This window comes from Pseudomonas sp. NPDC090233, assembly GCF_044772285.1.
Lineage (GTDB): Bacteria > Pseudomonadota > Gammaproteobacteria > Pseudomonadales > Pseudomonadaceae > Aquipseudomonas.
The window spans coordinates 48,789-71,806 of sequence record NZ_JBIVYQ010000004.1 but is presented as its reverse complement, the minus strand read 5'-3'; the positions used below and the strand labels follow the sequence as shown (position 1 = coordinate 71,806).

Below are 23,018 nucleotides of genomic sequence, written 5' to 3'. Positions count from 1 at the left end.
GATGCCTCTTAGCGTTGAGAGTTGAGGATTTGTTGCAGCACCAGGCGCACCAGCTCGGTGGTGTCGCGGTTGCTGTTCGCGCCGAGGAACTGGCGCTTGGGCAGCTTGATTTCCCAGCTGTCGGCGCCGGTGGTCTCGCCCCGGGTTTCGTCCAGGACGCGGATCAGGACACCGGCCTGCATGTAGCTGACGTGCTCCAGGATCCAGGCCACGGGCGGGCGGGACAGCCGCTTCTTGCCGGCCTGGCGCACCTTGAAGCCGAGGCGGCGCAGCCGCTTGGCTTGCTTGGGCGTCGACATCGATCCCTCGTCGACCTTGTTCCAGCGGCGCATTTGCTGGGCGGTGCGGCGCTCTGAGGCGCCGTTGTGCTGCTGGGCAGCGACCCAGGAGGTCAGGTTGTTCTTCCAGCCCAGGACGGCCTCGTCGGCTGTCACGCTGGTGACCTGCATCAGCTTGCCCAGGCCGGCCTCCATCTTTTTCTGGCCAGGCTCTGGGTTCTTGCGGGCGGCAAAGGGCGATCCGTCCAGGTTCTCCTGGCTGCGGATCCGCTTGCGGCTCATGGTGCGGACCCGCTTCGACACGTTGTTCAGCAGGCGCCGGCGCAACCGGGGCTCCAGCTGCAGGAGTGCCAGTTGCTCGCGCACGTCCAGAACCCCACGGGCATCGAAGTCAAACAGGCGGCTAGCCACGGGCCACCGCCTCGCCTTCCTCGGCTATCCAAAGGTCATAGGGTACGAACGCCCAGGTCTTGCCAAACGCCTGGAACTCGCCGTCGTCGTCTTCTGCCAGGTACTGGGGCTCGACAAACTGCAGGGTCAGCTCGACGTCAAACAGGTCGTTGTCCAGGTCGATCGGCTCGATGACGAACGCCGGCGCTGGCAGGTCCTCGCGGTCCGGGTCGTTCGATTCCAGCCAGGTGCCGACCAGGGCGAGCAGGCGGGATGGGGAGCCATTGAAGCGCTCCAGGTCGAAGATCGCCCGGTAGGTCATGTCGCCCATGTGCAGGCCGCGCTCGGTTTCCTTCCAGATCAGCTCGGAGTCCATCTGCTCCACCCAGCTTTCCAGCTGCTCGGGCAGCACCAGCTGCCGATCGAGCAGGTACGCGGTCAGGGCCTGGATCTTTCTCATACCAGGGCCGCCGTAATGCGGCTGCGGCCCTGCAGGGCACGCACAGCCTGTTGGCTGAATGCCAGGTAGGTTTCGGCACGCTCCGGCGCTTCCTTGCCAGTGTTCTCGGCCACTTCGCGGCGGGTGACGGTCGCAAAGTCAGTCAGGGCAGTGGCCTTGGCCCGGCAGTACACGGCGCGCTTGTACAGGGTCACCTTGTAAGCCCGCTCCTCGAGGAGCAGTGAATCAGCGGTGGCCACCTCGGTGATACCGAGGCCACGCCAACTGGCCATCAGCTTGGCCAGGTCCTGGTTCACCTCGCCCAGGGCGATGTTTAGATGAGTGACCAGCGTGTCGCTCAGGTACTCGCCGGGCAGGCGGTAAGCCTTCTGGTACTCCGCCAGGGAGAGGTTCGGCCAAAAGCCGTTGTTCTCGATGGTCTGGTCCACCACGGTCGAGGGTTTGCCTGAAAAGCTCATCGCTGGTCACTCGAAAAGGGCGGGAGACACCGCTTCGGCGGGGGCTGGCCATAAATGGCTGACTCCGCTTCACGGGTTCCCGCTGGGGGGGTAGTCGGTTATTCGGTACCGCCGGCGGCGGCTTCCTGGCGCGACAGCACGCGCCGGCATTTTTCAATGCGCGTACTGCAGCCCGCCTTCGGGTACAGCTCGGTTGCTCGCTGCAGATGCACCAGGGCGACATCCCACTGCTCGGCATCCATGGCACGCATGCCGATCAGCTTGTGGAACTTGCTCGGGATCTGTTCCGGTAGGTTCCATTCGCCATCCACGCGCTGCAGCAGGTCCGAAAGGTAGGGCTCAGGGCTGCGGCCAGCTTCGTACTCGGCGTAGGCCCAGTCGCCCACGGCATCAGCGACAAAGGTCTGGATGTCGCGGCGCTTGAAGCGCTCCGGCATCAACTGCCCCTGCGCCATGGCGATCTCGGCCAGCTCCAGCGCGTCATCGAACTGGGTGGTGTCGAACAGCCAGACCATTACCTGCACCAGGACGGGGTTCTGCATGACCTGGTCAGATTCGATGTAGCGCTGGATGTACTCCTGGTACTTGGGCAGCAGCTCGGTTCGCTTGAGGTCCTGCTTGCCGGCCAAGCTCGGGATTGCCTTCAAACGGACCAGGTCCGCGTCGAGGCTGGCCACCATCAGCTTCAGGTGCTTGCGAGCATTCGCTGGGCTGCTCAAAGCCTCGCCTGGGGAGTACGGCAGGGCCGCTGCAGCAGCCACTTGGGCTACTGCAGCGGTGCCTTGCTCCAGCACACGGCGTTTGTGCGCTAGGGCCAGGCTCATACCGTTTCCACCCCGTCGGATTCCAGGTAGGCGAACTTGCCCAACTGCTCGATCACGTAACCCTCGTTACGGCCGTTGTAGTCCTCGACGCGGGAGCGCTTCGGGTTTTCGAGCAGGTGGCGACGCCAGCTGGTGTCCTGGAAGTAGATCGACAGGTTGGCCCAGGAGGTAACCAGGATGCCCTTGGCCGGGAAGAACGGGATCAGGAATGCCGGCAGGCCGCCGTAGGTCGCGATCACCTGGGCATCTTCGATGCGTTCTTTTTCGGTCGGGGTCTGGCCCTGCGCGGCGTACAGCTTGCCCTTGTCATGGGCCAGCAGATCCGAGCCGATGATGGCGATCAGGTCGCCCTCGTCGCGGAACACCGGGTCGATCATCTGCTTGACGTCGTGCACCGCGGCATCGAGGTTTTCGTAATCGCCACCCTTGCCGATCTTGATCTTCACGGCCGGATCGGTGGGTTTCAGGACCTGCTCGGGGATCTGCTCACGCGCGATCTGCAGCCAGCCCTTGTTCACGTCCTGGAGCAGCGGGTAGTTGGTGATGTTGGTCTGCTTGGCTGCGTGGGTGCCGTTCCAGCCGATCAGGATGCGGTCCAGGGCGATGCGCTTCTGCACGGCCTCCAGGTACTTGCGAGCGAACTCGGGGAACTTGGACCAGGCATCGATGGTGGCGAACTTCAATGCCACATCGGTTTCGGTGTGGAACAGCTCGTAGAAGTTGTTCTGCAGGTCGAGCAGGTGGCGCGGCTCGCGGTCGTTCAAGTCGGTGTCGGTGCGGCTGGTCGCAGGACCGCTCAGGCCCAGCAAGACCTTCTCGCCCTTGATCTCGGTCACGCCGATGACGTTGATACGACCCAGAAACTCGACGCGCTCGGTGATCTGCTCGTTCAGCTCCTGGGCGTGGGTGGGCTCCACGGCAAAGGTGCGGGTGGCGTCATCGATGCTGTACGCCTCGGCCAGGTCGTCCTGGAGCTGCAGGTACTCCGCTGCAGCACGTTTCGACAGGGCGCCCATTAGCGCAGACCCCCGCCGCGTTTCTTCTCACCAGCCGCGCCCGTGGTGCGCTTGACCTGGCGGCGGTTCTGGGTCGAATTGAACATTTTAGTCATGTTCTCCTGCAGCTCCTCGATACGGGCGCTCAGTTCCTTAACCTCGTCCTTGCCGCCTTTACCGCCCTTGCCGTCCTTGCGGTTGAAATCGCGGTTTTCGTCCGCTTCATCCACCACGTCCTGGACGGCGGCGCCTACGGCATCGACCTGGTCCTTGTTGTCGGCGTCATCGACACCTTCAACGACGGGTTCCAGCACGGCCTGCAGGCCGGCCAGCAGGATCACGAATTGGTCATACAGCGCCTTGAGCGCCTTGGCTGTTGCTTCATCCATCGGTTTGGTCTCGTCGGTTGAGGGGGTGGTGGTGTCGGCGAAGCGCTTGCACAGGCCGGTCAAGGCGTTGAAAAAGCGGCGCAATTCGCCCGGCTGCTGGCTTCCCTCGCGAAGGGAGCCAAGCTCTACGGGGGCGCAGAAGTAGGAGGTTTTGTCGTAGCGGTTGCTTCTGCGGGCACGCATGGAGAAATACAGCTCCTGGGTGCCCAGACTTGCGGGTTCGTCAGTGACAGCCAGGCCGGTGAGGTAATGGCGACCGGAGTTTGCGAAGTTCGGCCGGATCTCAACGCTGGTGAACAGCTTTTCGCCCTGGTCGTTCAAGTGCAGCAACTTGTCGTTGGGCTTGAGCTGGGCTTCCAAGGCCACTTGGCCGGGCAGGAGTTCGGGATCGTCGTTCTCGGTCACCAAGCGCACGGCAAAGACAGTGCCGTGGGAGCCAGGCCAGCGCTCATGCTCGCTCCAGATCACGGCGGTGTACGTGGACAGCTTGTAGGTTTCGGCGCAGTCGACCAGCTCCTGCACGGTGATCTCGCGGTTGTCGGCGGTCGGGCCGCTGACAGCTACGCGCTTCCAGTAGGAGACAAGGGATCTGGGCATCGGTTGAAGCGCTCGGTGGTGGTCGATGAGCGCCACGATAGGCAGCCGATCGGCACCGGCCAATCGGTTTGCTTGAGCAGAATTCCTATTCGCCGAATCTAGGAATTTCGCTCACTTTTACACCGCGTTTGGGGCTGTTTCGGCGCATAGACTCCGCCCCATGAACTACTCGATCGAAGTCAAAGAGGCCGCCAAGCGGCTATACCTGCGCCGTGCCTCGGTGAAGGAAATCCAGGCTCAGTTGAAGCTGCCAAACGTGCGGATCATCTATTACTGGATTCGCCAGGGCAGCTGGGACGAGATGCTGACCGATGAGGAACCGCTGACCGCGATCAGCCGGCGGATCACGCTCATCTGCGAAAAGCAGGACACGCTGACGAAGGGCGACCTGGACGAGCTGGACCGGCTGACAGCTGTGCGGGAAAAGCTGATTAAGCAGGCGAGCAAGCCAGCCGCACCTGCGCCGGCGGCGAGCGAGCCAGCGCGGGAGCAGGGCGATCGGGAGCAGGGCCAGCGCCGAGAGCGTCGAGGTGGCGGTGGGAAGAAGCGGGAGAAACCCGCGAAGAACGACGTCAGCGGCTTGACTGAGGTGGATTTCCTAGACCAGTTCATTTCCAAAATGTACCGGTACCAGCAGGAGCTGTTCGCGGCGAAACAGAACCCGCTGACCTGCAGGCTGCGCAACATCCTCAAAAGTCGGCAGGTCGGCTTGACCTACTACTTCGCCGGCGAGGCCTTCATGGATGCCGTGCTGACTGGGGACAACCAGGTGTTCCTATCGGCCAGCCGCGCCCAGTCCGAGATTTTCCGCAGCTACATCATCCAGTTTGCCCAGAAGTGGTTCGGCATCGAGCTGACCGGTAACCCGATCGTCCTCAGCAACGGCGCCGAGCTGCGTTTCCTCTCGACCAATAGCAGCACGGCCCAGGGCTATCACGGCCATGTCTATGTGGACGAATACTTCTGGATCCGCGACTTTGAGAAGCTGAGCACCGTGGCCAGCGCCATGGGCACGCACAAGAAATGGCGCAAGACCTATTTCTCCACGCCCAGCGCTGTCAGCCACCAGGCGTACCCGTTCTGGACGGGCGAGACCTTCCGCAACGACAAGCGCCGCAAAAAGGCCGCCGGCGAGTGGCCAGCGGAGGCCGCATACACCCAGGGTGCGCTGTGCCCGGACGGTCAGTGGCGCAAGACGATCACCCTGGACGACGCCATTGCCGGCGGCTGCGACTTGTTCGACGTGGCCCAGCTGGAGCTGGAGTACGACGAAGACAAGTTCCAGCAGCTGTTCTACTGCAAGTTCATCGACAGCACGCAGAGCGCATTCGGGCTGAAAGACCTGGAAGGCTGCTACTCCGACCTGATGCTGTGGGAAGACTTCGACCAAGACGACGATCGACCATTCGGCAATAACCCGGTCTGGATCGGCTACGACCCAAGCCGTACCCGCGACGATGCGACTTGCGTAGTGGTCGCGCCGCCGGCCGAGCCGGGCGGCAATTTCCGGGTCCTGGAGAAATACAGCTGGCGTGGGCAGTCGTTCACCTACCAGGCGGCCCAGATCAAGAAGCTGACCGAACGCTTCAATGTCCAGCACATCGGCATCGACACCACCGGCGTCGGAATCGGGGTGTACGACGTGGTCTGCGACTTCTATCCGCGTGCGCAGCGGATCCACTACAGCCTGGAGACGAAAACGACCCTGGTGCTCAAGGCTCAGGACGTGATCCGCGCCGGCCGGATCGAATGGGACGCCGGCTGGACCGATATCGCGCAGGCCTTCCTGACCATCAAGCGCGGGACCACCAACGGCGGGCAGATCACCTTCAGCGCCTCCAGGACCGAGGCCACTGGCCACGCCGACATCGCATGGGCCGTGATGCACGCCCTGCACAACGAACCCCTGAACACCAACAAGCGGCGCAAGAGCCGTTACCTCACGAGCGGAAGCCATGCCCAAACGACAGAGAAAACACCACGCCAGACAGCCACAGGCACAGCAGCCCACGCGGGTGTTCACGTTCGGGGAGCCGGAACAGGTGCTGACGTCAAACATCGGCGAGTACCTGGGCATCTTTCCTACCGACGACGGGCGCCTGTTCAAGCCGCCGGTATCTCGCGCCGGCCTGGCCAAGCTGCTGCGGGCCAACGCGCACCACGGCGCCATTCCCAAGTTCAAGCGCAACTTACTACTGCGTGAATTCGTCCCCTCGGAAGGCTGCAGCGCTCACACAATGAGCTGTGCCGCCCTGGACTACATGGTGTTCGGGGAAGCCTACTTCCTGGCGCACGAAAATTTCCTAGGCCATGTCCTGGAGCTGGAGCACCTGCCGGCGATCAACATGCGGGTAAAGGTGGACGGTGGCTTTGTCCAGTTGCTGCAGAACGGTCAAGAGGAGGAGTTCGACCAGGACGAGATTGTCCACATCAAGGACTACGATGTAGAGCAGAACATCTATGGAATCCCGGACTATCTCGGCGGCCTGCAGGCGCTGCTGTTGAACGAGGCCGCCACGCTGTTCCGCCGGCGCTACTACAGCAACGGAGCCCACGCGGGCTACATCTTCTATACCAATGATCCGAACTTGTCCGAGGAGGACGAAGACAACCTACGCTCGCAAATCAGCGCAAGCAAGGGTGTGGGTAACTTCCGTTCGATGTTCGTGAACATCCCAGGTGGGCATGAGAACGCGATCAAGATCATCCCGGTGGGTGACTTCCAGGCGAAGGACGAGCTGGAGAAAGTGAAAAACATCACCAGGAACGACATCATCGCCGCCTGGCGTATGAACCCAGCACTGGCGGGCATCATCCCTGAGAACAGCGGCGGGTTCGGGGATATCGAGAAAATCGATAGGGTATATACCAGTAACGAGATTTTGCCGATCTGTCAGTTGTTCGATCAGGCAAATGAAGTTTTACGTGATGATCGTAAATTTACATGGCGGGAGCTTGTCCCGGCAAACTCTTGAGTCAATCGACCTGGGCGCTGCGGTCTTAACTATGTCAAAATAGTTCCATTACTGGAACCCTGGGGAGGGGATATGCGAGTGTATTGCAAGGAATGTAATGGGAAGGGGCGGATTTCATCTCGTAATGATATCTCGCGTGAGTTTTCTTCCCTGTATTGCACCTGCCTAGATTGCGGTCACCGCTGGGTTGCGCACCTGACTTTCTCACATACCCTGACGCCTTCTGAGCAGATGATGGATCGTTTGGTTTTCGACCAACTGCGGGCGTTACCCAGAGCAAGACAGCAAGAAATTTTTCAACTATTGGGAGCTATTGAGGCTCGATAGTTCTTAAGTTGAACTTCTATTTTCTGAAATTCCTCAAGAATAATTGATGAAAACTGATTAAGTCCTACTCGTCCTCTTTCCGAAAGTTGAGAAGATGGAAGTTCGGTTAGAAGGGCGAGTAAGTTTCCGTGATTCTCAAGATCATCAGCCAGCCGGGTGAGGCAGGGCGCTGGTTGTGTCATGGCTTAACTCCGTTTTGCTTGATGGCACATGGCCAATAGTTTGTGTGTCATAAACGGTCGCGTCAAGATCTTTATAAGCTTGAATTTTCAGTGGAAATATGACAGTTCGTTCTTGAGGAGTTTCAGTGGCATTGGAATGGATATCCAATGGATATGTTATGGATATGTTATGGATATCTTATTGGTATCTAATGGTGACTCAGTGGTGCGCCAATGGTGACTCAGTGGTGCGTTAATGATGCTTTGTCAGTGAGGTAAAGTAATACCGGAAATAAAATGGGCGCCGGAGCGCCCATAGCATGATGATAAGGATTGCGGCTAGTTAAATTGGGACCAATTTGACGGCGCCATATCTTCGGTCGCCATTTGTGTTTTCGAATGCCATCACAAAGGTATCAGCGGGCAGCGGGATGATGGCCAGGCCGTTGCCGGTGTCGTGGTACAGCTGCTGCGTTGCCTCGATCAGGAAGAAATCTAAGGGTAGCCCCAGCTGCGAACGAGCGTTTGCCACATCCTGTTCACACAGAGCCACCAGGCGTCCATCGATCAGCATTACGCGGCCTCCGCTTCTGGCTGCAGCTGAGCCTCAAGTTCAGTGATGCGCTGCAGGAGCATGCCGATCAGCTTGGTTTGTTCCTCGTTCAGCTGGTCTTGGGTGATCGAGCGCTTGAGGCGGTTGACGATCTCCGAGTTCATGCTGCGATCGTTGTCCTCGGCCAGCACGGCGATGTCAGCGCGCAGGCCGTCTGGCAGCCGAACGACGAACTTGTCGGCGGTGCGGGAGTTGGCGGTGGTGTATTGCTGTTGCATGGTCTTTTCCTCAGTTGAATGCGGTGCGTGGGTGTTGGGCCAGTAGTTGGCGGACGATGGCCGTGTCCTGGGCGCTCAGATCGCCCAGGCGACAGGCCATATCGGTCACGCTTTCCAGTTGTGTACGCGCTTCTGGTGTCTTGGTTACCAGGAAGCCGATCAAGGCCCCGCCGACGATGGCGGTCGCCTGCAGGTGGCGCGGCGTTGTGGTAGCCTTCGAACCGCTGCTGCTTGGGTTGAGTGCTTGCATGTGCTTCTTCTCCTGGTGGTGGTTGGTGCCAAGGAGCTGCAACTCCTTGGCACTGTCCTTTCAGCCCTAGTTCACGGCCTTGGCCGTAAATACGGGGCGCGTCACACTTCGAACCTCAAAGCTCCCCAGATCCGTGTTGTCTACGCTGTGCAGGTGCACTACACAGCACTCGGGCGGGGTCTGGTGATTGCGCCAGAAGTCGCTTGTCACCAGTTCGGCCAAGTCCTCTGGCCGAGCGACCAGCAGATAGGTCGCGGGCATCAGCATCGAGCCGGCCTGGCCATCGACGGTGTAGAGCACATTCATTCCAGCGTCTCCGGTGCCCATTGCTCGATCAGGCGCTGCCAGATCTGGCTGCCATTCGTGATCCGCTCATGCACCTCCAGGTCGGGCGTGTAATCCATCATCAGCACCTTCAGGCAGTCCTCGAACAACGGCAGGTCCAGGCTGCGCAGATCGCTCATGACAAAGGGGAAGTCTTCGCCGTTGTAAACGCTCAGCAGGAAGCGGCCCAGAACACGGCTCTGGCCGCTGTCACGCAGGGCGATCGGTACCAGTCGGTTGAGCGCCTGGGTACCTGCGATGCGGATGGCTGGAATTTGCGCTTCATGCGCCTGGATGGCGGCAAGAGCGGATGCCATGGAGCGGAGTCCGTTGCTCATTTCCCTTTACCTCCTTCTGCTACGCGGTGCAGCTGTCCTTCATGCAGCACGAACAGATCCACATCTGCCAGCCGGTATGCACCACCGACGCCGCCTGCTAAAACGTGATCGTCGTAGGGCGCACCTGGTGCCTGGAAGCGGACAGGGAAGGGATGCCCTATGCCGTCCCGGATGCACCACGCGATCTGGTGGTGGTACTTGCTGTCCTCGCGAATGCTCGCGAACAGCTGCCCGACAGGCTTAGGGTCGCGGCCAGCCTGGAACGCTTTGAACGCTAGCTGGACAGCAGGGTGGGCAAAGGCTTGGCCATCCATTTTCAGCTTGTCATTGCTGAGTCGTGCTTTCGCGAACTCGCGAAATTCGATCACAGCCAGTTGAAAGTCAGCGGTTGATTGCTCGGTTTGCATGCTCACTTCTCCTTTGTGCGCCAATCGGCGCAGTTGGGCGGTTTCCCGCCGGTTTTTCGAATGTGTCGGGTATGCGCCCCTGCCATCCGGAATATCTGGAAGAACCCGGTGAGGCAGGCCCTCCAGCCCGCGTGGTTGCTGGGCTGAGCTTTTTTTGTCTCCTTCCAGCAGGGGTGGAAGGTAATGGAAGGTCAATTTGCCAGTACTTAGCTGCAGGCCGCGCAGCGCTTGGGCTACAGCCGTTTCACGGAAGAACCCCCAAAGTGGAAGGTTGGTGGAAGATGGTGGAATGAAATTTCTTCCAGCCCCTTCCAGTGGCATGCAGCTTGCTGAACGACCGTAACCACCTGTATTCATTGACCTATTCCTCTTCCTTCTAGATATTCCAGATGATTTAAGGGATTACTCATAAACCCATAGAACACCGGGCTACCCCTGACTCCGAATCTCTTACCCTCGCGATGACGGGGTTATCCCCGCTTCTTGAACACCCAGCAGTTGAGGGACCGCTGCTCGATGCGAGAGTGGGTTTTTCGCGTCTCCAGGAATGGGTGAGTGCGGCTCTGTTTAAGCGCCCTCTGCAGCAAAATCGTCGGCAACATTTCAAGGCCGGCAGCGCGGCACGCGGCTTGGAAGTGCTGGAGGTTGACCGCGATCAGTTCTTTGTCAGAGCTGTGGTTCAGGGTCTCGCGGGTTTCCTGGCGGCGACCGTCTGCGTCCTCGATCGTGACGACCTGTTCGTTGAGGTAGTGGTAGGCCTGCCAGAACACCGAGGCCGTCTTGCTTTCGGCCGAGAGGGTTTGTTGACGATCAAGGGCTCGGGCTTCCAGGTGCTTGGCCAGGTTCTCCATCTGCCGATCGGTCCAGGTTGGAAACAAGGACTGGGTAGCCATTGCTGCGGCCAGGATCTGTGCGTGGACCTGGATGATCCGTGAATGCTCCACGCCACCCATGGCAGTGAAACGTTGCTCGCAGTCCGGGTAGACCTCGAAGTACCGGTCCAGCCAGGCGCTTTCCCGGCCGAGTACAGCGGGCAGATAGCCGGACAACTGCTCGACCGGCATGGCCTTCAAGCGATTGGCTACCGCTTTCAGCTCATCGGAGTGGTTATCCCGCGTCATGTGGAAATAGCCGATCCGGGTGATGATCGCCTCGGAACCTTCCACCATGGTGTTTTGAGAGATGCAGATAGCACCTCGAAAGATCAGTGCATCAGTGTCGCTATTACCGGACTTCACGCCCGTCACACGCAGCTTGGCGTTGATGTCGAACAGCGACTTGATTTCGTCCCAGGCGTATTGCTGGACCACCGTTCGGCCCATGGCGTCTGTGGTTTCCTTGTCCGACTCCAGGAGCACAACTGGCAGATTGCTGACAGCCGAAAGCGAACGCAGCAGGCCGATCGCCGAGGCGCCCGAGCCGCTGGGTTTGATGCCTTCCTCGTTCTTGCGGCCAACCAGGCGCCACAGGTAGCGGATCAGAGTGGACTTACCCGCGCCGGCGTCGCCCGTCAGTTCCAGGAAGGCCCACCCTTGCTGCACCGCCCGGATCTGCTCGGCAAACAGGCAGCCGGTCCACCAGGCCAGGCTGGCCACCCCGTTCAGTCCGAAGACGCGCTGGAAGTCGTCGAACCAGGACGGGTCGAACGACTCGCCACGGTGCATGGGGAAACTGCGAGCGGATGTCTTCAAGCCTTGCCCCTTAATGTCGAGATACCCGTGATCGTTCATCTGCATGGCCTTACCGTTGTGAAAGCCGAAGCCCGGATAGCAGTAGGCGCCGGTGACTTCGTCGTAGCCCACGAAGGGCAGCGTGCGGACTACGTTGGGGTTACGCAGCCAATCGCTCTTGAGCATGCCCAGGACTTTCTCCCCACCTTCAAACATGCCGCCTGGGGTGCGCTCCAGGAGTGCCTTCGCGAAACCGCGGGGCTCGGTGATGGAGCTGGGGGGCAGTGGTTCCTTGCAGTTCAGCCGGCGATTGGGGAACTCGAATTGGAAGAAGTACCGCTGCTCCCCGCTGATCGCGTCGCGCTCCAGGTACTCGAACCTGGGCACGCAGTTGGCAACCTGGCTGATGGTGGTGTGCTTGGCGAACTCGGTGCGGTACCCGCTTGGTGGGTCGCCAGGCTTGCGCGGCATGTCGTCCAGGTCTTTCTGCAGCTCGGATGTGTTCACCCGAGCCGAATACAGGCAGCTTTCAAACTCCACCAGGAAGAAGGGACGCGGGCGGCGGGTGTACAGCAGGTATGCCTTCTTCATCGCAGAAGAGGCGCAGAACAGCTGGCCCTGGTACAGCGCCTCGATCAGAAATTCGTCGTCCAGCTTCTTCTCGCGGTAGACGTCGTCCCAGTCCAGCTCGCCGGCGAGCGCGACCAGGCAGATCTCCTTCATATTGGCCAAGCGACCACGGTACTTGGGGATCACTTCGCGGCCGGCCGGGTCGTCATCCAGGGCGATTACCCAGCGCACGCCCTTGCCCTTGTTGGCCTCGATGATTTCCCAGGGGAAGTTGTTGCAGCTGATGGCCGCGATCGCCTTGTAGCCGGCCAACCAAAGCGCAATGGCGTGGAAGATGCCTTCGACGATGAACACCTGGTCGTCTTTTTCGTAGCACTGGCCCTTGGGTTCCCAGCCCTTGCCGGCGTACTTCAAGCCCTTGCTGATACCGGCCTTGTCGCCCTTGTTCGCAGCCACAGCGCTTGCATCGATGATGCGCTCCCAGTAGCCATCGCAAAGCTCAAAGCGGACGGTGGCAGCGTAGGAGTTGTCGTTCATCTGCCGGCGGGCCTGCTTGTACCAGCCGGCGATCCGAGCGGTGTCGAACCCGCGACTACGCTGCAGGTAGGCGTCTGCTGTGGCGTTTGGGTTCTGAGGCGTCGAAGGGAAGCGCTCGCTGAGGTTTTCGAACAGGTCGCGGTAGCGATCGCGGGTCTTTTCCTCGAACTGGCACTCGTTCAAGCGGTTGCACTTGAGCTGGAATGGCTTCTCCTTGCTGATATACAGGGTGCGTTCGCCGCACCCTGGGCAGATGCCCTTATTGAAGTATTTGGCGTTCGCATCCTTGGGTAGGAACGACAGCTCGCGGTCATGCTCAAGCGCCGGAATGACGTCCTCGAGGTAGATCCGATCGAACTGATCCTGACTGATCCGTGCGTTCATTCCCGGCCCTTACCGCTTACCGGCTTTGCGAACGCGTTCAGCCTGCTCTGCCGCTTCCATCGCCAGATGCACAAGGTTGATGAGGACCGCAGACTTCGAGCCTTCAACCTTAGGCCGGATGATGTAGCGGCCCAGTTCGATCTCACGGCGGATGGCCGTATCCGATTGCCCGGAGCGCTTGGCGTACTCGCCTACGGTGACGTAGGGCGTGTCGATGACTATCTGCATTCTGTTAACCTCTCGCGAATATTGGGGACCAAAGTTCCATATCTGGAACCAATCATGGTTCCAATATTGGAACCTGTCAAGAGAGGAGCAGCACATGGATATGCCGGCGAAGATGAAAGCGATTCGGTACAAGGAAGGGCTGACGCAGGGTGAGTTCTGCCAGTTGCTGGGCTTCAGCCTAAGCACCTGGAAGAAATACGAGGCGGGGATAACGGAGGTGGCGTTGGCACCGTTCCTGACTGTGGCCAACCACCCGCACTTCACGAAGTACGCGCTATGGCTAACCACAGGCAGGACTGCCGCTGAGATCGGGCAAGTGAGCCCGGAATAGGCCATGGGCATCAAGAAGCTGCCGTCCGGCATGTGGTTGGTTGACTGTCGTCCGGAAGGGCGAGAGGGTCCGCGTTTCCGCAAACGTGTCCAATCAAAGAACGAAGCGATGCACCTTGAGCGACGGGTGATGGGCGACGGTTCACGGGGAGAGTTTGAGGCGCCGTCGAAGCGGGATGATCGGCCGCTCTCGGAGTTGGTGAAGCTTTGGCACAAGCTGCATGGCCAGAACTTGAAAACAGGTGATGAGCGCCTGCAGCTGCTTCTCGCAATGGCCGAACGGATGGGTGACCCCAAGGCTCACAGTTTCAATTCATCCCACTTTGCCACCTACCGCGCCGAGCGGGCCGAGGGGAAGCACACCAGGGCGACTCCTGGCCGGGGGTTCAGCAAAGCAGAGGGGAAAGGCAAGCCCATCAGCGCGAACATGCTTAACCATGAGTTGGCCTACCTGCGTGCTGTATTCAATGAGTTGGCCAGGTTAGGGGAGTGGGTAGGGGAAAATCCGCTCGCGACGGTGCGCAAGCTGAAGTTTGACGAGACGGAGATGGCCTACCTTGAGGCGGAAGAGATCCGGCCCCTGCTCGATGCGCTGGCAGCGGAAGATTCCGACGCTGGCCTGATCGCGGAGGTTTGCTTATCCACAGGTGCGCGGTGGGGTGAAGCTGAAGGGCTGTTACCGCGTCAGGTGCGTAATGGCCTGATCCAATACCTCAAGACGAAGTCGAGTAAGAACCGATCGGTTCCGATCGCCACAGAGTTTGAGAAGCGCCTGCAGGCTGCGCTGCCGTTCCGGCCGGGGTACAACATCTTTCGGAAGGTGGTCGACCAGCTCAAGCTCGATCTCCCCGATGGCCAGTTAACACACGTTCTGCGGCACACCTTCGCAAGCCACTACATGCGCAATGGGGGAGACATCCTCACTCTGCAGCGGGTGCTTGGCCACGCCACATTGGCCATGACCCAGAAGTACGCGCACTTCAGCCCTGGTCATCTTGCTGATGTGGTCAATCTGAACCCCTTGGCTGGAGAGCGTGGACACATTGTGGACACTTCGAAGGAGTGTGAAAGGTGAGCGAGGTGGAAAATGTCAGGGCCTAGAAACGACAAAGCCGCGCAGTGCGCGGCTTGTAAGCTGGTGGGCCCACACGGACTCGAACCGTGGACCAAAGGATTATGAGTCCTCTGCTCTAACCAACTGAGCTATAGGCCCTCAGTAAGTGCCCGGATTATAACGAGGGTTTTGAAACCGTGCCATCCGAAAGATCGCTTAGTGCTATACGAAGAAAGGTAGCGGCGAACTCGTCCGGTGGCAGCGGCAGGCTGACGATGTAGCCCTGGATCTGTTCACACCCTTCCACAGCCAGAAATCGTTGTTGCGCCTGGTTTTCCACCCCTTCGGCGATGATCGTCAGCTGCATGCTGCGGCCCAGCGCGATGATGGCACGGGCGATCGCCGCATCGTGAGGGTCGTCTGGCAGGCCGCGGATGAAAGATTTGTCGATCTTGAGTATGTCCAGCGGCAGGCGCTTGAGATAGCTCAGTGACGAATAGCCGGTACCAAAGTCGTCTATGGCCAACTGCACGCCCAATTGCTTGAGCTGATGCAGCACGGCCAGCGCTTCCTCGGCCTGGCTCATGATGAAGTTCTCGGTGATCTCCAGTTGCAGGTCGCCCGCCTTTAGCTGATAAGTCTTGAGCAGTTGTTCAATGCGCTTGGCCAGGCCATGGTGACGCAATTGCGCACCCGCGAGGTTGATCGAGAGCGGGCCGAAGGCCTGGTAATCCCGCTTCCACTGATGCATTTGCCGGCAAGCCTGTTCCAGCACCCAGTCTCCGAGCTGAAGGATGGTCCCGTTCTCCTCGGCGAGGTGGATGAAATGCTCTGGCGGGACTTCGCCGAACGTTGGGTGATTCCAGCGGATCAGTGCTTCGGCGCCTACCAGGGTCTGAGTTTTCAGGCTGAATTTGGGCTGGTAGCACAAGCTCATTTCGTTGCGTTCCACGGCCCTGCGCAATTCGTGCTCCAGCGCGATGCGCTCGCTGGCCTGAGTCGTCAGGTCGCGGGTGTAGGCTTCGACGCGGTTGCGGCCCTTGGCTTTGGAGCGATACATGGCGGCGTCGGCGTTGCGGATCAGCGTGGCGACGTCGGTGCCGTCCTGCGGGTAGAGGCTGATGCCGATACTGGCGCTGGTGAAGAACTCGTGCTCGCCGGCCTGGAAGGGGGCGCTGAAGCAGGCCAGCAGTTTGTTGGCAATGGCACTGGCGTCGCTGGGTTTGTGCAGGCCGGGCAGCAGGATGATGAACTCGTCTCCGCCCAGGCGGGCTACGGTGTCGACATCGCGCACCTGTTCCTTGAGGCGCTGGGCGATGCCCTTGAGCAGCAGGTCGCCGACCGGGTGGCCAAGGCTGTCGTTGATGTGCTTGAAACGGTCCAGGTCGAGGAACAATACCGCGCCCTGACGGTTGGACACTTGCGCGCAGGTGAGCACGGCCGATAGGCGATTCTCGAACAGGGCGCGGTTGGGCAGGCCGGTGAGCGGGTCGTGGTGGGCCTGGTAATCGAGCTTGGCCTGGGCGTGCTTGAGGCTGGAAATGTCGGCGAATACAGCGACGAAATGCGTGATTTCGCGGTCGCTGTTACGCACGGCGCTGATGGTCAGCCAGCCAGGGTAGAGTTCGCCGTTCTTGCGCTTGTTGTAGATCTCGCCCTGCCAGTGGCCCTCGTCGGTGAGCTGGTGCCACATGGCCGCATAGAAGGCGCTGTCGTGCTGGCCGGAGGCGAGCAGGCGCGGGGTTTGCCCAAGTGCTTCGATTTCGCTGTAGCCAGTGATCTCGCTGAAGGCTCGGTTGACTGCGCTGATACGCTGGTCGATGTCGGTAATCAGCACGCCTTCAGCGGTATTTTCGAACACGGTGGCCGCCAGTTGCAGTTTTTCCTGCATCAGGTGGCGTTCGGTGATGTCGCGGGCGATGGTCAGCATGCAGTCGACGCCGCCAATCGGCAGCGGCCGGGCAGACAGCTCGCAGAGGCGGATCTGACCATCGCTGCGGCGGATATGGCAGCTGAAATCGCGCACGAAGCCTTCACGGGTGAGTTGGTCGATCAGCCGTTTGCGTTCGTTCAGGTCAACCCAGATGCCGAGGTCGAACGAAGTCTGATCGATGTTCGGGTTGAGGTCGTAACCGGTCAGGCGACAGAAGCCCTCGTTCACTTCGAGCAGCAGGCCATCGCTCTGGCGGGACAGCAACAGGCCGTCGGGCGAGGCGTGGAAAGCCTTGGCGAACTTCTCTTCGGAGGTTTGCAACTGCTGCTGGGTCTCTTTCAGCTGGCTGATGTCGCGCACGGCCACCACGAAGGCCAGGGTGCCATCAAGTTCAAAGGTTTCAGCGGAGGTCAGGCCGGTGAACATTTGCCCATTGCTACGGCGGAAGCTCATTTCCAGGTTGCGGATGCCGCCTTGATGCAGGCGCTCGAGCAGCACCGGCCCTGTGCCTTGCACACCCCACAGGTCGAGCTCTGTGGCGGTGCGGCCTATGACTTGCCCCGGGGTCAAGCCAATCTGCTCCTCAAAGGCTTCGTTGACCTCCAGCAGGCAGCCGTCGCTGTGACGGGCAATCAGCAGGATGTCGGGACACTGCTGGAACACCGAGGCAAATTTCTGCTCTGACAGGCGCAGGGCATCCTCGGTACGTTTGGTCTCGCTGATATCGATCATCAGCCCGCGCATCACCGGCCGGTGACCGTGCTCGATCATGCTGACGATGTTGCGTACCCAGAGTGCCTGGCCATCGGCGTGCATCACCCGGTAATCGAGGCTGTGGTCACGGCCCGCTGCGGTTTCGCTTTCGCAGTAGGCCTGGGCCCAGAGCGCGTCTTCCGGGTGCAGGATGCTGCGCCAGAAGCCAGGTTTGAGCCAGTCATGAAGGGGGTAACCCAGCAGGTCTTCGGCATGTGGCGAAACGTAGCTGTAGGTGAAATCGTTGGCGTCGGCTTCCCAGGCGATAGCCGAGAGGCTTTCGATCAGGCCGCGGTAGTGGTACTCACTGCTGCGCAACTCCTGTTCCAGGGCGATGCGCCGGGAGATCTCCGAACTGAGGCGGCGGTTGATGCGGATCACCGCGGCGAGGATGGCGACCAGCAGCAGGACGGCGGGCAGGCCATAGATGAGCATGTCGTGCCAGAAGGTGCGCTGGTCCACTACATTGCCCACCCAACGCTGCTGGATCTGGCTGATCTCATCGCTGGACATGTCGGCCATGACCTTGTCGAGGATGCCGATGAGGATCTTTTTATCGCGCGGGGCGGCCATGGCCAGCTGGTAGCGATAGGGCGTTTCGCCACTGACATACAAACCGTCGAGCTTGAGCTGGCGCAGGCTCCAGATGCTCGAGGCGAGGTCACCGACCACAGCATCCACTTCGTCGGTGGCCAAGGCCTGCAGCGCCGAGCTGACATTGGGCAAGGCCACCAGATTGAGGTCGGGGTGATGGGTACGCAACAGCTCGTGGGGGGCATAGTTCTCTACCACGGCGATTTTCAGGCCGTACAGATCTTTGAGGGTACGCGGTTGCGGGCCACCTTCGTGAGCGAGGATGACGATGGGGAAATCCAGGTAGGGGCGAGTGAAGGCCAGATACCCCTGGCGTTCTGGGGTCGACATGACGCCAGGCAACAGGTCGATGCGGCTCTCGCGCGCCTGCTGCAACACCTCGGTCCAGCTGCTGGGCTCGATGGGCTTGAGCGCTATACCCAGGCGTTCCTGAAGCAAGGCGATATAATCGGCGGCCAATCCCTGGTACCGGCCTTCCTGGTCACGAAACTCGAACGGTGGCCAGGAAGCGTCGACGCCCAGCTTCAACTGCGGGTGGGCAGTCAGCCAGGATTTCTCTTCGTCAGTCAGGGTCAGGGCGCCGGCCGTTGTGTTCCACAGGATCAGGAGCAGCAACAGAATGGCCGGCATTGGCGGCATGGCAGCCTCGCATTCAGATGGTCTGAAGTCGAGTGTAGACGGGCATTCAGCTCAAGGGATAGCTACTTGCCACGACCATTTGTCACATAAGAAAAACCCCGGCCTGGGCCGGGGTTCGTCATCACTCGTCGAGGAAGGAGCGTAGATGCTCGCTGCGGGTCGGGTGGCGCAGTTTGCGCAACGCCTTCGCTTCGATCTGACGGATCCGCTCACGGGTCACGTCAAACTGCTTGCCCACCTCTTCGAGGGTGTGGTCGGTGTTCATGTCGATACCGAAACGCATGCGCAGCACCTTGGCTTCGCGTGCGGTCAGGCCCGAGAGCACGTCGCGGGTCGCTTCCTTGAGGCTTTCGACCGTGGCCACGTCAATCGGGGACTGCATGGTCGAGTCTTCGATGAAGTCACCCAGGTGCGAATCTTCGTCGTCACCGATCGGCGTCTCCATGGAGATTGGCTCTTTGGCGATCTTCAGCACCTTGCGGATCTTGTCCTCAGGCATCTCCATACGCTCACCGAGCTCTTCCGGGGTCGGTTCGCGACCCATTTCCTGCAGCATCTGGCGGGAAATACGGTTGAGCTTGTTGATCGTCTCGATCATGTGCACCGGAATACGGATGGTGCGCGCCTGGTCGGCGATCGAGCGGGTAATGGCCTGACGAATCCACCAGGTGGCGTAGGTCGAGAACTTGTAACCGCGACGGTATTCGAACTTGTCCACCGCCTTCATCAAACCGATGTTGCCTTCCTGGATCAGGTCGAGGAACTGCAGGCCACGGTTGGTGTACTTCTTGGCGATGGAGATCACCAGACGCAGGTTCGCCTCGACCATTTCTTTCTTGGCGCGGCGGGCCTTGGCCTCACCGATGGACATGCGACGGTTGATTTCCTTGATTTCGGCGACGGTCAGGCCGGTCTCGGTCTCAAGGTCGATCAGCTTCTGCTGGCAGGCAACGATGGCGGCGTCCTTTTCACCCAGGGCGGCAGCCCACTTGGTGTTGCGCTTGGCCAGGTCGCCGCTCCAGGTCTGGTCGGTCTCGTTGCTCGGGAACAGGCGCAGGAAGTCGGCACGTGGCATGCGCGCATCACGTACGCACAGCTGCATGATCGCACGCTCTTGCTGACGCAGGCGGCTCAGGGCATCACGCACGCGCTCGACCAGTACGTCGAACTGCTTCGGTACCAGCTTGATCGGCATGAACAGATCAGCCAGGGCCTGCATCGCACCGATGCTCTCGGCATGGTCGCGGCCATGCTTTTTCAGCACCTTGAGGGTGTTGACGAGCTGGTCGGATACCGCGCCGAAACGCTGGGCTGCGACGACAGGGTCCGGACCGCTTTCGGTCTCTTCCTCGTCGTCACCGCTTTCGGATTCTTCCTCTTCGTCGTCGGACTCTTCCTTCGCGGCGGCGGCCTTGGCGCCAGGAATCGGCACTTCTTCGGTCGGCGCGGCGATGTTGTCGTCAGGGTCGATATAACCGCTGAGAACGTCGGACAGACGGCCACCTTCGGTGGTGACACGGTTGTATTCACCGAGGATGTAGTCGACAGTGCCCGGGAAGTGGGCGATGGCGCCCATGACTTCGCGGATGCCTTCCTCGATGCGCTTGGCGATTTCGATTTCGCCTTCGCGGGTCAGCAACTCGACGGTACCCATTTCGCGCATGTACATGCGCACCGGGTCGGTCGTGCGGCCGATATCGGTTTCAACGGCCGCCAACGCTGCTGCGGCTTCTTCGGCCGCGGCTTCGTCGGTGTCGGCTTCCGCCAACAGAAGGGCATCCGCATCCGGAGCACTCTCGAATACGTTGATCCCCATGTCGTTGATCATGCGGATGATGTCTTCCACCTGTTCCGGATCTGAAATATCCTCAGGCAGGTGGTCGTTGACCTCCGCGTAAGTCAGGTAGCCCTGCTCACGACCGCGGGTGATCAACTCTTTGATACGAGACTGCTGTTGCGCTTTTCCGGACATAACACCCTATCCACTGAAGGTCTTGGCGGGCAAAAAACAAGCCGAGGATTATACCCGAGCATGGGCCTCACGCGCCAGATGAGGTCGGCGTTTGTGCGGGAACATTACGGCTCAGCAGGGCGAGAAGCTGTGATTTTTCCTCGCTGGTCAATTCGCTTTGACGTGATTTCCTGAGCAGTTGTTCCAGGCTGCGCTCGCGTTGGCGGGCGGACAAGCTAGTAATGGTGTCGAAAAACTGTTGTTCAAGGCTGTCGGCCACAATCAGCCATTCCTTTTCCGCCAGGGCTCGCAGCAGGCGACCCTGTTCGGTGCCGTGCCAGCGTGCTATCAGCTGCATTGAGCTTAGCCCAGGATTTTTCTGTGCGGCTTCGATCAGTGCAACCAGCAGTTGGCTGTAGAGGTGTTCCTCGTCGGCGAAATGGCTGGCGTCCTCGACTTTGCCCGCCAGCAGCGGGTGGTGCAGCAGGGTGCGCAAGGCCGCGAGCGTTGGCGGCTCCACCGGTGCCGGTGTGCGAGGTGGTGGTTCGTCGCGTTGCTGCCAGGGCTTGCCGCCTTTGCGGTTCTTGTCCCACGGCTTGTCACTCCAGGGCTTCTTGCCGCCACCCTTGTTCGGCTTCCACTGCTGCTCCTGTTGCGCCGGCGCATAGTCGTGCTGCGGCATGTCGCCGTAGTCCGGGGTGTAGCTGGCCATGGCGTCGTAGTCGTAGCCAGGGTCGTAGTCCGGCGCGCTGTTGGCTGCAGGGGCGTGATGGGCTAGCTGCTCGACCTGCTGCGGGTCCAGGCCGGTGATTTCCTTTAGCCGGTTGCGCATCAGCTGGCGCAGGTTGGCGCCGGGGATCTTTTCGATCAACGGTGCGGCCAGCGTCGCCATGTGCGCCTTGCCTTCCAGCGAGCGTGGGTCGGCCTCGTTGCTCAGTTGCTCGAAGAAATAGTCGGCCAGTGGTTGAGCGTGCTGATTGATGCGGGCCATGAAGGCGTCGGTGCCTTCGGCGCGCACCAGGCTGTCCGGGTCTTCGCCTTCGGGGAGGAACAGGAAGCGCGCGCGCCGCCCGTCCTGCAGGGCCGACAGGGTTGACTCCAGCGCGCGCCAGGCGGCCTTGCGCCCGGCCTGGTCGCCGTCGAAGCAGAACAGCACGCTGGGCACCACGCGGAACAGGCGCTTGAGGTGTTCTTCGCTGGTGGCGGTGCCAAGGGTGGCCACGGCGTTGCGCAGGCCCTGCTGGGCCAGGGCGATGACGTCCATGTAGCCCTCGACCACGATGATCTCGTCGAGATTTCGGTTGTGCTTGCGTGCCTCGTAAAGCCCGTAGAGTTCCTGGCCTTTGTGAAAGACCGGGGTTTCCGGGGAGTTGAGGTACTTGGGCTTGTCGTCACCCAGTACGCGGCCGCCGAAGGCGATGATGCGCCCACGGCTGTCGCGGATCGGGAACATCACTCGGTCGCGGAAGCGGTCGTAGCGCTTGCCGCTTTCGGCGTTCTCGATCAGCAGGCCGGCATCGATCATCACCTTCTGTTGCAGACTATCGGCACCCAGGTGCTTGAGCAGGTTGTCCCAGCCTGGCGGGGCGAACCCCAGGCCGAAGTCGCGGGCAATCTCGCCAGACAGGCCGCGGCCTTTGAGGTAATCAACCGCTGCCTTGCGGGTCGGGTGGCTGCGCAGGGCCTGGCGGTAGAACTCCGAGGCGGCGTCGAGTAGCGGATACAGCGGCGAGTCGGTCGGCTGGCGGGGTTTTTGCCCTCGGCGGCCCTCTTCGCGGGGGACTTCCATGCCGGCGGCGCGGGCCAGTTCTTCGACGGCCTGGGGGAAGTCCAGGTTGTCGTGGTCCATGACGAAGCCGAGGGCGTTGCCGCCGGCACCGCAGCCGAAGCAGTAATAGAATTGTTTGTCCGGGCTGACCGTGAAGGAGGGGGTTTTCTCCTTGTGGAACGGGCAGCAGGCGGAATAGTTTTTGCCGGCCTTTTTCAGCTGGACGCGCGAACTCACCACGTCGACGATGTCGAGGCGGTTGATCAGGTCGTCAATGAAGCTTTGGGGAATCAGCCCGGCCATGGCAGTCTCGTCATCTGGCAACTGGCAAGTCTAATCGCTAGCGCGCCGTTTGGGGCGAGTGCTGCTAGGGGAAGTGCGAGGGAATGTGTGCTCGTCGGCAGCTACCAGAACAACTGGAGGCTCGTCAGTGAGGACGTGCACGACTGGTCGAAACCAGCTCTGACGTTTTAACGCGTTTTGTCCACTGCGGGTTGCGATGGACGCCTTGGGCTAGCTGCTCAAGGTTGAAACAAACCGCTGCCATCGGCCCGGCGGTGAGCCGGGCAGGGCAGAAGCTTTGCGTAGAACGCTAGTACTGAA

22 protein-coding genes and 1 tRNA gene are annotated in these 23,018 nt (G+C 60.5%); 5 read left to right on the top strand and 18 right to left on the bottom strand.

Features of this window, described 5'->3' with window-relative positions:
- Window positions 1–8: 8 nt before the first annotated feature.
- The 6 genes from ACIQUF_RS11675 to ACIQUF_RS11650 all read right to left on the bottom strand — a co-directional run bounded on the left by ACIQUF_RS11675 (window position 9) and on the right by ACIQUF_RS11650 (window position 4,391).
- On the bottom strand, window positions 9–689 hold the full coding sequence (locus tag ACIQUF_RS11675) for a virion morphogenesis protein (RefSeq protein WP_403131507.1): 681 nt from the start codon (window positions 687–689) through the stop codon (window positions 9–11).
- Complete coding sequence (locus ACIQUF_RS11670; protein ID WP_403131505.1) at window positions 682–1,128, bottom strand: phage tail protein; 447 nt, start codon at window positions 1,126–1,128, stop codon at window positions 682–684. Before ACIQUF_RS11670 ends, ACIQUF_RS11675 begins: the two co-directional genes overlap by 8 nt.
- Entirely contained in the window at window positions 1,125–1,586 is a 462-nt protein-coding gene (locus ACIQUF_RS11665; RefSeq protein ID WP_403131503.1) for a head completion/stabilization protein, read from the bottom strand. Before ACIQUF_RS11665 ends, ACIQUF_RS11670 begins: the two co-directional genes overlap by 4 nt.
- A gap of 98 nt (window positions 1,587–1,684) precedes the next feature.
- Window positions 1,685–2,410: a phage terminase small subunit gene (gpM, locus tag ACIQUF_RS11660; RefSeq protein WP_403131501.1), complete on the bottom strand. Its 726-nt coding sequence runs from the start codon at window positions 2,408–2,410 to the stop codon at window positions 1,685–1,687.
- Window positions 2,407–3,426 (bottom strand): phage major capsid protein, P2 family, encoded by a 1,020-nt coding sequence (locus ACIQUF_RS11655; protein WP_403131499.1) that lies wholly within the window; start codon window positions 3,424–3,426, stop codon window positions 2,407–2,409. The genes gpM and ACIQUF_RS11655 overlap by 4 nt, the downstream gene beginning before the upstream one ends.
- On the bottom strand, window positions 3,426–4,391 hold the full coding sequence (locus tag ACIQUF_RS11650; protein ID WP_403131497.1) for a GPO family capsid scaffolding protein: 966 nt from the start codon (window positions 4,389–4,391) through the stop codon (window positions 3,426–3,428). Before ACIQUF_RS11650 ends, ACIQUF_RS11655 begins: the two co-directional genes overlap by 1 nt.
- Window positions 4,392–4,551: 160 nt before the next feature.
- On the opposite strand from ACIQUF_RS11650, the gene ACIQUF_RS11645 reads away from it, so the two are divergent.
- The 3 genes from ACIQUF_RS11645 to ACIQUF_RS11635 all read left to right on the top strand — a co-directional run bounded on the left by ACIQUF_RS11645 (window position 4,552) and on the right by ACIQUF_RS11635 (window position 7,693).
- Window positions 4,552–6,594, top strand: coding sequence for a terminase large subunit domain-containing protein (locus ACIQUF_RS11645; RefSeq protein ID WP_403131494.1), 2,043 nt, complete (start codon window positions 4,552–4,554; stop codon window positions 6,592–6,594).
- Window positions 6,491–7,366 carry a phage portal protein gene (locus ACIQUF_RS11640; RefSeq protein WP_403132496.1) on the top strand — a complete coding sequence of 292 codons (876 nt, stop codon included), beginning with the start codon at window positions 6,491–6,493 and terminating at the stop codon, window positions 7,364–7,366. Before ACIQUF_RS11645 ends, ACIQUF_RS11640 begins: the two co-directional genes overlap by 104 nt.
- A 72-nt stretch (window positions 7,367–7,438) precedes the next feature.
- Window positions 7,439–7,693 carry an ogr/Delta-like zinc finger family protein gene (locus tag ACIQUF_RS11635; protein ID WP_403131491.1) on the top strand — a complete coding sequence of 85 codons (255 nt, stop codon included), beginning with the start codon at window positions 7,439–7,441 and terminating at the stop codon, window positions 7,691–7,693.
- A 504-nt stretch (window positions 7,694–8,197) separates the two neighbouring features.
- Here ACIQUF_RS11635 and ACIQUF_RS11630 read toward each other — a convergent pair.
- The 8 genes from ACIQUF_RS11630 to ACIQUF_RS11595 form a co-directional block, all read right to left on the bottom strand.
- Complete coding sequence (locus tag ACIQUF_RS11630; RefSeq protein WP_403131489.1) at window positions 8,198–8,428, bottom strand: hypothetical protein; 231 nt, start codon at window positions 8,426–8,428, stop codon at window positions 8,198–8,200.
- Window positions 8,428–8,685 carry an Arc family DNA-binding protein gene (locus tag ACIQUF_RS11625; RefSeq protein ID WP_403131487.1) on the bottom strand — a complete coding sequence of 86 codons (258 nt, stop codon included), beginning with the start codon at window positions 8,683–8,685 and terminating at the stop codon, window positions 8,428–8,430. The genes ACIQUF_RS11630 and ACIQUF_RS11625 overlap by 1 nt, the downstream gene beginning before the upstream one ends.
- A 10-nt stretch (window positions 8,686–8,695) precedes the next feature.
- Window positions 8,696–8,935: a hypothetical protein gene (locus ACIQUF_RS11620; RefSeq protein WP_403131485.1), complete on the bottom strand. Its 240-nt coding sequence runs from the start codon at window positions 8,933–8,935 to the stop codon at window positions 8,696–8,698.
- Between the two features lie 66 nt (window positions 8,936–9,001).
- Window positions 9,002–9,241 carry a hypothetical protein gene (locus ACIQUF_RS11615; protein ID WP_403131483.1) on the bottom strand — a complete coding sequence of 80 codons (240 nt, stop codon included), beginning with the start codon at window positions 9,239–9,241 and terminating at the stop codon, window positions 9,002–9,004.
- Entirely contained in the window at window positions 9,238–9,597 is a 360-nt protein-coding gene (locus ACIQUF_RS11610) for a hypothetical protein (RefSeq protein WP_403131481.1), read from the bottom strand. Before ACIQUF_RS11610 ends, ACIQUF_RS11615 begins: the two co-directional genes overlap by 4 nt.
- Window positions 9,594–10,361 carry a hypothetical protein gene (locus tag ACIQUF_RS11605; protein WP_403131479.1) on the bottom strand — a complete coding sequence of 256 codons (768 nt, stop codon included), beginning with the start codon at window positions 10,359–10,361 and terminating at the stop codon, window positions 9,594–9,596. The genes ACIQUF_RS11610 and ACIQUF_RS11605 overlap by 4 nt, the downstream gene beginning before the upstream one ends.
- A gap of 113 nt (window positions 10,362–10,474) precedes the next feature.
- Window positions 10,475–13,165: a toprim domain-containing protein gene (locus ACIQUF_RS11600; protein ID WP_403131477.1), complete on the bottom strand. Its 2,691-nt coding sequence runs from the start codon at window positions 13,163–13,165 to the stop codon at window positions 10,475–10,477.
- Between the two features lie 9 nt (window positions 13,166–13,174).
- Window positions 13,175–13,393 carry a hypothetical protein gene (locus tag ACIQUF_RS11595; protein WP_403131475.1) on the bottom strand — a complete coding sequence of 73 codons (219 nt, stop codon included), beginning with the start codon at window positions 13,391–13,393 and terminating at the stop codon, window positions 13,175–13,177.
- Window positions 13,394–13,487: 94 nt separating this feature from the next.
- Here ACIQUF_RS11595 and ACIQUF_RS11590 point away from each other — a divergent pair, with 94 nt between their 5' ends.
- Together ACIQUF_RS11590 and ACIQUF_RS11585 are read left to right on the top strand one after the other, a co-directional pair.
- Complete coding sequence (locus ACIQUF_RS11590) at window positions 13,488–13,724, top strand: helix-turn-helix domain-containing protein (protein WP_403131473.1); 237 nt, start codon at window positions 13,488–13,490, stop codon at window positions 13,722–13,724.
- A 3-nt stretch (window positions 13,725–13,727) separates the two neighbouring features.
- Window positions 13,728–14,798 (top strand): tyrosine-type recombinase/integrase, encoded by a 1,071-nt coding sequence (locus ACIQUF_RS11585; RefSeq protein ID WP_403131471.1) that lies wholly within the window; start codon window positions 13,728–13,730, stop codon window positions 14,796–14,798.
- A gap of 61 nt (window positions 14,799–14,859) precedes the next feature.
- On the opposite strand, the gene ACIQUF_RS11580 is transcribed toward ACIQUF_RS11585, so the two are convergent.
- The 4 genes from ACIQUF_RS11580 to dnaG all read right to left on the bottom strand — a co-directional run bounded on the left by ACIQUF_RS11580 (window position 14,860) and on the right by dnaG (window position 22,718).
- A tRNA-Ile gene (locus tag ACIQUF_RS11580) sits at window positions 14,860–14,936 on the bottom strand.
- 16 nt (window positions 14,937–14,952) lie between these two features.
- The gene (locus ACIQUF_RS11575) at window positions 14,953–18,696 is read right to left on the bottom strand and encodes an EAL domain-containing protein (protein WP_403131469.1); all 3,744 of its coding nucleotides are present in this window, start codon (window positions 18,694–18,696) and stop codon (window positions 14,953–14,955) included.
- 121 nt (window positions 18,697–18,817) lie between these two features.
- Window positions 18,818–20,668, bottom strand: coding sequence for an RNA polymerase sigma factor RpoD (rpoD, locus tag ACIQUF_RS11570; RefSeq protein ID WP_403131467.1), 1,851 nt, complete (start codon window positions 20,666–20,668; stop codon window positions 18,818–18,820).
- 67 nt (window positions 20,669–20,735) lie between these two features.
- Window positions 20,736–22,718 carry a DNA primase gene (gene dnaG, locus ACIQUF_RS11565; protein ID WP_403131465.1) on the bottom strand — a complete coding sequence of 661 codons (1,983 nt, stop codon included), beginning with the start codon at window positions 22,716–22,718 and terminating at the stop codon, window positions 20,736–20,738.
- Between the last annotated feature and the right edge of the window lie 300 nt (window positions 22,719–23,018).

Excerpts from the sequence above, each read along its gene's own strand:
- ACIQUF_RS11670 (WP_403131505.1), bottom strand. The coding sequence starts at position 1,128 with ATGAGAAAGATCCAGGCCCTGACCGCGTACCTGCTCGATCGGCAGCTG.
- ACIQUF_RS11665 (WP_403131503.1), bottom strand. The coding sequence starts at position 1,586 with ATGAGCTTTTCAGGCAAACCCTCGACCGTGGTGGACCAGACCATCGAG.
- gpM (WP_403131501.1), bottom strand. The coding sequence starts at position 2,410 with ATGAGCCTGGCCCTAGCGCACAAACGCCGTGTGCTGGAGCAAGGCACC.
- ACIQUF_RS11655 (WP_403131499.1), bottom strand. The coding sequence starts at position 3,426 with ATGGGCGCCCTGTCGAAACGTGCTGCAGCGGAGTACCTGCAGCTCCAG.
- ACIQUF_RS11650 (WP_403131497.1), bottom strand. The coding sequence starts at position 4,391 with ATGCCCAGATCCCTTGTCTCCTACTGGAAGCGCGTAGCTGTCAGCGGC.
- ACIQUF_RS11645 (WP_403131494.1), top strand. The coding sequence starts at position 4,552 with ATGAACTACTCGATCGAAGTCAAAGAGGCCGCCAAGCGGCTATACCTG.
- ACIQUF_RS11635 (WP_403131491.1), top strand. The coding sequence starts at position 7,439 with ATGCGAGTGTATTGCAAGGAATGTAATGGGAAGGGGCGGATTTCATCT.
- ACIQUF_RS11630 (WP_403131489.1), bottom strand. The coding sequence starts at position 8,428 with ATGCTGATCGATGGACGCCTGGTGGCTCTGTGTGAACAGGATGTGGCA.
- ACIQUF_RS11625 (WP_403131487.1), bottom strand. The coding sequence starts at position 8,685 with ATGCAACAGCAATACACCACCGCCAACTCCCGCACCGCCGACAAGTTC.
- ACIQUF_RS11620 (WP_403131485.1), bottom strand. The coding sequence starts at position 8,935 with ATGCAAGCACTCAACCCAAGCAGCAGCGGTTCGAAGGCTACCACAACG.
- ACIQUF_RS11615 (WP_403131483.1), bottom strand. The coding sequence starts at position 9,241 with ATGAATGTGCTCTACACCGTCGATGGCCAGGCCGGCTCGATGCTGATG.
- ACIQUF_RS11610 (WP_403131481.1), bottom strand. The coding sequence starts at position 9,597 with ATGAGCAACGGACTCCGCTCCATGGCATCCGCTCTTGCCGCCATCCAG.
- ACIQUF_RS11605 (WP_403131479.1), bottom strand. The coding sequence starts at position 10,361 with ATGAATACAGGTGGTTACGGTCGTTCAGCAAGCTGCATGCCACTGGAA.
- ACIQUF_RS11600 (WP_403131477.1), bottom strand. The coding sequence starts at position 13,165 with ATGAACGCACGGATCAGTCAGGATCAGTTCGATCGGATCTACCTCGAG.
- ACIQUF_RS11595 (WP_403131475.1), bottom strand. The coding sequence starts at position 13,393 with ATGCAGATAGTCATCGACACGCCCTACGTCACCGTAGGCGAGTACGCC.
- ACIQUF_RS11590 (WP_403131473.1), top strand. The coding sequence starts at position 13,488 with ATGGATATGCCGGCGAAGATGAAAGCGATTCGGTACAAGGAAGGGCTG.
- ACIQUF_RS11585 (WP_403131471.1), top strand. The coding sequence starts at position 13,728 with ATGGGCATCAAGAAGCTGCCGTCCGGCATGTGGTTGGTTGACTGTCGT.
- ACIQUF_RS11575 (WP_403131469.1), bottom strand. The coding sequence starts at position 18,696 with ATGCCGCCAATGCCGGCCATTCTGTTGCTGCTCCTGATCCTGTGGAAC.
- rpoD (WP_403131467.1), bottom strand. The coding sequence starts at position 20,668 with ATGTCCGGAAAAGCGCAACAGCAGTCTCGTATCAAAGAGTTGATCACC.
- dnaG (WP_403131465.1), bottom strand. The coding sequence starts at position 22,718 with ATGGCCGGGCTGATTCCCCAAAGCTTCATTGACGACCTGATCAACCGC.